The organism is Streptomyces sp. SYSU D01066-1 (genome assembly GCF_054956795.1).
In genome coordinates, this window is the sequence record NZ_JBUDHV010000066.1 from 1 (window position 1) to 9513 (window position 9513).

Annotated in this window: 2 protein-coding genes; both read left to right on the forward strand. The window is 73.9% G+C overall.

Features of this window, described 5'->3' with window-relative positions:
- The coding region (locus tag ACY1JF_RS31650) for a type I polyketide synthase (protein ID WP_462708719.1) at positions 1 to 2797 on the forward strand (2797 nt) is incomplete at its 5' end.
- 38 nt (positions 2798 to 2835) lie between these two features.
- The coding region (locus tag ACY1JF_RS31655; protein WP_462708720.1) for a type I polyketide synthase at positions 2836 to 9513 on the forward strand (6678 nt) is incomplete at its 3' end.

Here is a 9513-nt window from a genome sequence, read left to right on the forward strand (position 1 = left end):
CCAGCGTCAGCGTTACTGGTTGGAGCCGAGTGCGGGTGATGTGTCGGCGGCCGGGCTGGTCGAGGCCGGACATCCCTTCCTGGCCGCCGTCGTCGAACTACCGAGCGGCGAGACGGTCCTGACCGGAACCCTGGCGCTGTCGACCCGTCCGTGGCTGGCCGGGCACGCGGTGCTGGGCTCGGTTCTGCTGCCCGGTTCGGCGTTCGTGGAACTGGTCATGGCGGCCGGACGCCGCGTCGGATGCCCGCGGGCCGAGGAACTGGTGCTCCTCACCCCGCTGTTGTTGCCACGCTCCGGCGCGGTACAGCTCCAGGTGGTGGTCCAGGCGCCGGACGAGACGGGCGGCCGGGCCGTGGCCGTGTACTCGCGGCCGGCTGCCGACGAGGCCGATCCGGAATGGACCCAGCACATGACTGGCTCGCTGGGGGCCGCCGACGCCGGTCCCGGGGCAGGATTCGACTGGCCGGTCGCCGACGCCGTGGAGCGTGATCTGAGCGACCTCTACGAGGGGCTGGCCGAGCGGGGCTACGACTACGGCCCGGTGTTCCAGGGACTGCGCCGGCTGTGGCAGTCCGGCGACGAGGTGTTCGCGGAGATCGAGCTGCCCACCAATGAGCCCGGCGGAACCGGCGAGTTCGTACTGCATCCGGCGCTGCTGGACGCGGCCGTGCACCCGTTGCTGCCCGGTGTCCTGGACGACGGACGCGCGGCCGGGCTGCCGTTCGCGTGGAGCGGGGTGAGCGTGTTCGCCGCGAACGTGTCACGGGTACGGGTGCGGATCGCGCCGGTCGGCCCGGACACGGTGTCGTTGCACATGGCCGATGACAGCGGCCGAACGGTCGCCAGGATCGACTCCCTGGCCTGGCGCGCGGTGAGCGCCGACGCGGTACGGGCCCGACACCACGACTCACTGTTCGAAGTGGTCTGGAACCCGGTCGACACCGGAGCGGGCGACACCCGGTCGTGGGCCGCGCTCGGCACGAGCCGCACCGGACTGCCCGCCGCCCACCCCGATGCGGCCCGCCCCGATGTGGCCTTCCCCGACGTGACCTACCCCGATGTGGCCGCGCTGCGCGCCGCACTCGACAGCGGGGAGCCGTTGCCGCCCGTGGTCCTCGCGCCGCTCACCGCCACGGACGCGGCGACCGCGTCCGGCACGGTCGGCGACGCGCTGGACATGGTGCGGGAATGGCTGGCGGACGAACGGCTGACCGACACCCGGCTGGTGATCGTCACCACCGGCGCCACGGGACCGGACGTGACCGACCTCGCCGGTGCCGCCGCCTGGGGCCTGCTGAAGTCCGCGCAGACCGAGCACCCGGACCGGCTGGTGCTGGTCGACGTGGACGACCTGGGCGGTGCCTGGCCGCTCCTGCCCGGCGCTGTCGCCTCGGGAGAACCGCAGCTGGCCCTGCGCGACGGCGTGGCCCTCGTGCCCAGGATCGTCCGGCTGCCGGTCGAGGACGCCGACCCGGTCCCGTTCCCCAGCTCGGGCACGACACTGATCACCGGTGGTACGGGCGTGCTGGGCGGGATGTTCGCCCGGCACCTGGTGCACACGCACGGGGTGCGTCGGCTGTTGCTGGCCGGCCGGCGGGGCCCGCACGCCCCGGGCGTCGGGAAACTCGTGGCCGAGCTGGAGGAGTCGGGCGCCGACGTGGAAGTCGTCGCCTGCGACGTGACCGACCGGGCGGCGTTGGCGGACCTGCTGGCGGCGATCCCGGCCGAGCACCCGCTGACCGCCGTCCTGCACCTGGCCGGGGTGGCCGACGACGGCGTCATCGGCTCCCTGGACCGGCAGCGCGTCGACCACGTATTCGCCCCCAAGGCGGACACCGCCTGGCACCTGCACGAACTCACCCGGGACCTGGACCTGTCGGCGTTCGTGGTGTTCTCCTCCGTCGCGGCCACGTTCGGCGCGCCGGGCCAGGGCAACTACGCCGCTGCCAACGGCTATCTCGACGCGCTCGCCCTGTACCGGCACGCCCAGGGCCGGCCGGCGCTGGCCCTGTCGTGGGGGCTGTGGGCGAGGGGCAGCGGTATCACCGGCCGCCTCGGCGAGGCCGACCTGCGCAGGCTCACGCGGGCCGGGATCATCGCCCTGGACGACACCACCGGCTTCGACCTGTTCGACGCGGCGCTGCGGACCGGCCGGCCGTGGGTGCTGCCGATGCGGTTGGACACCAAGGCACTGCGGGCCCAGGGCGAGGCACTGCCCGCGGTGCTGCGCGGCCTGGTCCGTACCCCGCGGCGGCCCGGCGCGACCGTCGAGGCGTACAGCGAGACCCTCGTGGACCGGCTGGCGGGTACCGCGCCGGAAGACCGGGACCGGCTGATCGAGGACGTGGTGAGCCACGAGATCGCCGTCGTCCTCGGCCACGCGGGCGCCGAAGGGCTCGACAAGGAGCGGACCTTCGCGGACCTCGGCGTCGACTCCCTCGCCGCGGTGGACCTGCGCAACCGGCTCACCGCCCTGGCCGGGCGGCGCCTGCCCGCCACACTGGCGTTCGACTACCCGACCCCGGCGGCGCTGGTCGGCTACCTGCGCGCCGAACTGCGGGACGGGACACCGGACGGGCATCCCGTGCTGGACCGCCTGGGTGAGCTGGAGGCCGAGATGGCCACAGCCGAACTCGACGAGTCCACCCGGACCCGGGCGGCGGAACGACTGCGCGCGCTGCTGTCGCAGTGGACGAACGGCACCGAGGCGGGCCAGGCCACCGAACGGCTGGCCGACGCCTCCGCGGACGAGGTCTACGACTTCGTGACCAAAGAACTCGGAATCTCCCTCAGCTGAGCCCATCCGTACGGCGAAACCGAATGGGGCATTAGACAATGGCGAACGACGAGAAGCTGCTGGACTACCTCAAGCAGGTTTCGGCGGATCTCTACCAGGCTCAGCACCGGCTGCGCGAGTTCGAGGAGCGGGACCAGGAGCCGATCGCGATCGTCGGCATGGGGTGCCGGTTCCCCGGCGGAGTGACCTCACCGGACGAGCTGTGGCAACTGGTGGCCGACGGCGGTGACGCGATCACCCCGTTCCCCACCAACCGCGGCTGGCCGCACGACCTGCTCGACCCCGACCCGGACCGCAAGGGCAAGACGTACAGCACCGACGGCGGATTCCTGCACGGCGCCGGAGAGTTCGACGCCGAGTTCTTCGGCATGAGCCCGCGCGAGGCCACGGGCGTCGACGCGCAGCAGCGGCTGCTCCTGGAGACCGCCTGGGAGACCATCGAACGCGCCGGGATCAACCCGCTGTCCGTACGGGAGACACCCCTCGGCGTGTTCACCGGCGTGATGTACGCCGACTACGGGTCCCGGTTCCTCACCGCGCCGGACGGCTTCGAGGGATACCTCGGACACGGCAGCGCGGCGAGCATCGCCTCCGGACGGATCGCCTACAACCTCGGCACGGTCGGCCCCGCGATCACCGTGGACACGGCCTGCTCGTCGTCCCTGGTGTCACTGCACCTGGCGATCCGGGCGCTGCGCTCCGGGGAGTGCTCGATGGCCCTGGCCGGCGGCGTCACGGTGATGTCCTCGCCGGCGGTCTTCGTGGAGTTCTCCCGGCAGCGCGGCCTGTCCTCCGACGGCCGGTGCAAGTCGTTCTCGGCCGCCGCGGACGGCGTCGGCTGGTCCGAGGGCGTCGGCATGCTCCTGATCGAGCGGCTGTCGGACGCCCGGCGCAACAACCATCCGGTGCTGGCCGTGGTGCGTGGTTCGGCGGTGAACCAGGACGGCGCGTCGAACGGGCTGACGGCGCCGAACGGGCCGTCGCAGCAGCGGGTGATCCGGCAGGCGCTGGCGAACGCCGGTCTGTCGGCGGCCGACGTCGACGTCGTCGAGGCGCACGGCACCGGCACGCGGCTCGGCGACCCGATCGAGGCGGAGGCGCTGCTCGCCACCTACGGGCGCGACCGCGACCCGGACCGGCCGCTGTGGCTGGGGTCCGTCAAGTCCAACATCGGGCACACCCAGGCCGCCGCCGGCGTCGCCGGAGTGATCAAGATGGTGATGGCGCTGCGGCACGGAGTGCTGCCGAAGACCCTGCACGTGGACGCCCCCTCGCCGCACATCGACTGGGAGGCCGGCGCGGTCCGGCTGCTCGACCGGGACCGTGAGTGGACACCGGGTGACGGCCCCCGGCGCGCGGCCGTGTCGTCGTTCGGCATCAGCGGCACCAACGCGCACGTGGTGGTGGAGGAAGCACCCGAACCGGAGGCGGCCGAGGAGCCCGGCCGGACCCCGCCGGCCGCGGTGCCCTGGGTGCTCTCCGGCCGCAGCGCCGCCGCCGTGCGGGCCCAGGCGGCCCGGCTTGCCGAGTGGCCTGCCCAGGACCTCACCGACGTGGCCTGGTCGCTGCTGTCCACCCGAGCCGAGTTCGAGCACCGGGCGGTCGTGGTGGGCAGGGACCACGCCGAACTGGTCGCCGCGCTGACCGCCGTGGCCGAGGGGTCCGCCGGCGTGGCCGTCGGCGCGGCGGCCACGCCCGGCGACACCGTGTTCGTGTTCCCCGGACAGGGCTCGCAGTGGACCGGCATGGCCACCGAACTGCTCGCCACCTCACCGGCGTTCGCCGCCGCCATGACCGAGTGCGACCAGGTGCTCGGCGAGCTCACCGGCTGGTCCCTGCTCGACCTGCTGGCCGAGACAGACGGAGCACCCTCCCTGGACCGGGTCGACGTGGTGCAGCCCGCCCTCTTCGCGGTCATGGTGTCGCTGGCCGCGGCGTGGCGGGCGATCGGTGTGACACCGGCCGCCGTGATCGGGCACTCGCAGGGCGAGATAGCGGCCGCCTGCGTCGCCGGCGCGCTGTCCCTGGCGGACGCGGCACGCGTAGTGGTCCTGCGCAGCCGCGCCCTCACCGAACTGGCCGGACGCGGCGGCATGGTGTCGGTGCCGCTGCCCGTCGCCGACGTCGAGGAACGGCTCGCCCGGTACGACGGACTGTCCGTGGCCGCGGTCAACGGGCCCCGCGCCGTGGTCGTGTCCGGCGCCTCCGGCGCGCTCGACGGACTGCTCGCCGAACTGACCGCCGAGGGCGTGCGGGTCCGCCGCATCCCGGTGGACTACGCGTCGCACTCCGCGCACGTCGAGGCGATCCACGACCGGCTGCTGGCCGAACTCCGCGACATCGCCCCCCGGCCCGCCGACACCCCGCTGTGGTCGACGGTGACCGGCGACTGGCTGGGCACGGCCCTGATGGACGCCGAGTACTGGTACGAGAACCTGCGCCGCACGGTGCGCTTCGCCGAGGGGACCGTCGCCCTGCTGGACTCGGGACACAGCGCCTTCGTGGAGGTCAGCCCCCATCCGGTGCTGACGATGGGCATCGGGGAGACGGCCGAGACACACGGCGCCGAGCACGCCGTCGTGGTCGGATCGCTGCGCCGCCACCACGGCGGCCTGCACCAGCTGCTGACCAACGCGGCCGAGCTGTACGTGCGGGGGGTGCCGGTCGACTGGACGGCGCTCTTCGACGGCCCGGGCCGACCGGTGGAGCTGCCCACCTACCCGTTCCAGCACGCCGACTACTGGCTCGCCTCCGACGGCACCGTCGGCGACGTCACGGCCGCCGGGCTCGGCCTCGCAGGCCACCCGCTGCTGGGCGCGGCGGTCGAGCTGGCCGGCGGCGGCGTCGTACTGACCGGCCGCCTCTCGCTCAGCAGCCATCCCTGGCTCGCCGACCACGCCGTCCTGGACACCGTGCTGCTGCCGGGCACCGGGCTGGTGGAACTCATCACCACCGCGGGCGACCGGGTGGGCTGCGGCCACATCGAGGACCTCACCCTGACCGCGCCGCTGCTGCTGCCGGCCGAAGGCGCCGTGCAGATACAGGTCGTGGTCGGTCCGGCCGACGAATCCGGGACGCGGGAGGCGTCCGTGCACTCGCGGCCCGAGACGGCCGACGGACTGGAACCCGAGTGGGCCGGCCACGCCACCGGAGTGCTCAGCGCCGGCGGCACGGCGCCCGCCCCCGTGGGAGAGTGGCCGCCGGCCGGCGCCACCGAGGTGGACCTGGACGGGGTCTACGGCCGGCTGGCCGGACTCGGCCACGGCTACGGGCCGCAGTTCCAGGGACTGCGCAAGGTGTGGCAGCGCGGCGGCGAACTGTTCGCCGAGGTCGCCCTCACCGAGGAACAGGCCGCCGACGCGCCCCGGTACGTGCTGCACCCCGCCCTGTTCGACGCCGCCCTGCACCCGCTGCTGCGCGGTGTCGTCGACGACGGGCGGCACGGCGGACTGCCGTTCGCCTGGAGCGGCGTCGAGGTGCACGCCTCCGGCGCCACCCGGCTCCGGGTCCGCCTCACCCCGACCGGACCCGACGCCGTCACCCTGGCGCTCGCCGACGCCGATGGCGCGCCCGTCGCCACCGTGCACACCCTGACCTGGCGCGACGTCAACCCCGACGCGCTGCGGGGCGCGCATCGCGACCACGACGACCTGTTCCGGATCGACTGGCGCGAGGTCCCCGTCCCGCAGCCGGAACCGGTGAAACCCACCCTGATCGCCGCCGACGGACTGGCAGCGGCCTTCCCCGGCAGTACCGCGCACCCGGACCTGGGCTCCCTGCGGCAGGCGCTGGACGACGGCGCCCCCGTGCCCGACCTGGTACTCACCAGTGTCGTGCCCGACGGCGACGACCCCCTGGCCGCGACCCACCTCACCGCGTCCCGCACGGCCGCGCTGCTGACCGCCTGGCTGTCCGACGAGCGGCTGGCCGGAACCACGCTCGCCGTCGTCACCAGCGGCGCCGTCCAGGGCACCGAGCTGGCCGCCGCGACCGTGTGGGGCGTCGTGCGGACCGCCCGCGCCGAACACCCCGACCGTTTCCGGCTCATCGACACCGACAGCGCGGACGGCGTGCCGGGCGCGCTGGCCGTCGACGAACCCGAAGTGCTCGTCCAGGCCGGAGCCGTCCTGGTGCCGCGCCTCGCCCGGGTACCCGGCGCGCCGGCCGGCCCCACCCCGTTCGACCCCGAGGGCACGGTGCTGCTCACCGGCGCCACCGGCGCACTGGGCACCCGGCTCGCCCGGCACCTGGTGCGAGAGCACGGCGTACGGCACCTCCTGCTGGTCAGCCGGTCCGGCCCGGCCGCGCCGGGGGCCGAGGCACTCTCCGCCGAACTGGCCGGTCTCGGAGCCGAGGCCACCCTGGTGGCCTGTGACGTCAGCGACCGGGCCGCGCTCGCCGCGCTGCTGGCCGGCATTCCCGCCGACCGGCCGCTGCGCGCGGTCGTGCACGCCGCCGGTGTGCTCGACGACGGACTGGTCACCGCGCTCACCCCGGACCGGTTCGCCACGGTGCTGCGGCCCAAGTCCGACGCCGCCTGGCACCTGCACGACCTGACCCGCGATCTCGACCTCACCGCGTTCGTCCTCTACTCGTCGGCCGCCGCCACCTTCGGCGGCGCGGGCCAGGCGAACTACGCGGCGGCCAACGCCTTCCTCGACGCGCTGGCCCGCCACCGCGTCCGCAGCGGCCTGCCGGTGACGGCCCTGGCCTGGGGACTGTGGGCGTCCGACGGAGCCATGACGGACGAGCTGACCGACTCCGACCGGGACCGTATCGCCCGGGCCGGCATGCGCCCGCTCAGCGACACGGAAGGTCTCGCCCTGTTCGACACCGCGCTGCGGGAGGGCCACACCTGGGTCCTGCCCACCCGGCTCGACCTGCCCGCGCTGCGCGGCCTCGGCGGTGACCTGCCCTTCCTGCTGCGTGGCCTGGTCCGGCCGAGCACGCACCGCGGTACGGCCGGAACCGGCGAAAGCGCCTCCTCGCTGGCCCGCAGGCTGGCCGAGCTGTCTCCCGCCGACCGCGCCCGGGCCCTGGCCGACCTGGTCCGCGCCCAGGTCGCGGACGTGCTCGGGCACCACGACGCGTCCGCCATCGAGCAGGACCGGCCCTTCACGGAACTCGGCTTCGACTCGCTGACCGCGGTCGAACTGCGCAACCGGATCAAGAAGGCGACCGGGCTGCGGCCGTCCGCCACCCTCGTCTTCGACTATCCGAGCGTCGCCGCCATCGCCTCCTACCTGGACGCCGAACTCGGCGGCACGACAGCCCCGGCCGACGTCACCCCCGTGCGCAGGGCCGACCTGGAGGACGATCCCGTCGTCATCGTCGGCATGGCCTGCCGCTATCCGGGCGGCGTCCGGTCGCCGGAGGATCTGTGGCGGCTGGTTGTCGACGGCGTCGACGCCATCGAGCCCTTCCCGGCCGACCGCGGCTGGGACACCGCCGACCTCTATGACGCGGACCCGGACGCGCCCGGCAAGACGTACACGGTCGAGGGCGGCTTCCTCGACGAGGTGGACCGCTTCGACGCCGGCTTCTTCGGTATCTCGCCCCGCGAGGCGCTGGCCATGGACCCGCAGCAGCGGCTGCTCCTGGAGACCACGTGGGAGACCTTCGAACACGCGGGCATCGACCCGCTGTCGCTGCGCGGCAGCCAGACCGGGGTGTTCGCCGGCGTCAGCGGCCAGGACCACGGCGGCATCCTCGCCAAGGTCCCCGAATTCGAGGGCTACCTGCTGACCGGCAGCGCGGGCAGCATCGCGTCGGGCCGGATCGCCTACAACTTCGGATTCACCGGCCCGACGCTGACGGTGGACACCGCGTGCTCCTCCTCGCTGGTGGCCATGCACCTGGCCGCCCAGGCACTCCGCAACGGCGAGTGCTCGCTGGCGTTGGCGAGCGGCGTGATCGTCATGTCCACCCCGACCCTGTTCGTGGAGTTCTCCCGGCAGCGGGTGGGCGCGGTGGACGGCCGGTGCAAGTCGTTCTCGGCGGCGGCGGACGGGGCGGGCTGGTCCGAGGGCGCGGGCGTGCTGCTGCTGGAGCGGTTGTCGGACGCCCGGCGCAACGGGCACCGGGTGTGGGGGGTGGTGCGTGGTTCGGCGGTGAACCAGGACGGTGCGTCGAACGGACTGACGGCGCCGAACGGTCCGTCGCAGGAGCGGGTGATCCAGGGTGCGTTGGCGAGTGCGGGACTGTCCGCCGCGGATGTGGACGCGGTGGAGGCACACGGCACCGGCACGAAGCTCGGTGACCCGATCGAGGCCCAGGCACTGCTGTCCACCTACGGGCAGGACCGGGACCGGCCGCTGTGGCTGGGTTCGGTGAAGTCGAACATCGGTCATACGCAGCACGCCGCGGGTATCGCCGGTGTGATCAAGATGGTCATGGCGATGCAACGGGGACGTCTGCCCAGGACCCTGCACGTTGATGCGCCGTCGCCGCACGTGGACTGGTCCGCTGGTGCGGTGGAACTGCTCACGGAGCCGCAGGAATGGGCGAGGAACGGCCGGCCGCGCCGGGCCGGGGTGTCGTCGTTCGGGATCAGCGGGACGAACGCGCACGTGATCGTGGAAGAGGGAGACCCGGAGCCCGCCCCGGTCTCGGACGACGTGTCGTTGCCGGTGGTTCCGTGGGTGGTGTCGGCGCGGAGTGCGGAGGCGCTGGAGGTGCAGGTGGAGCGGGTCGCCGCTCTTGCCTCGGGCGGCGAC